Annotated in this window: 1 protein-coding gene; it reads left to right on the top strand. The window is 63.2% G+C overall.

The features are described 5' to 3' along the window. Nucleotides 1-253 (top strand): oxidoreductase (locus FLQ03_RS14470; protein WP_476756205.1); only part of this gene is annotated, 253 nt, incomplete at both ends.

Raw genomic sequence — 253 nt, 5'->3', positions numbered from 1 at the left:
CAGCTACCAGCCCGCGCTGGTGGCCCCCTCGGCGCTACAGGCGCCGATCAACCGTTTTACCCCCCATGAACTGAGCCACGATGAGATCCTGACGCTGATCGATGATTTTGCCCACTGCGCCCAGCTGGCGCGCGAAGCGGGCTATGACGGCGTCGTGGTGATGGGCTCTGAGGGCTATCTGATTAACGAATTTCTCGCCGCGCGCACCAACCAGCGCGACGACCAATGGGGCGGCGATTATGCCAGGCGCATG

Source organism: Vogesella urethralis, assembly GCF_007644045.2.
Lineage (GTDB): Bacteria > Pseudomonadota > Gammaproteobacteria > Burkholderiales > Chromobacteriaceae > Vogesella > Vogesella urethralis.
The sequence above is the reverse complement of the archived record's forward strand: the minus strand, read 5'-3'. Positions and strand labels throughout refer to the sequence as shown.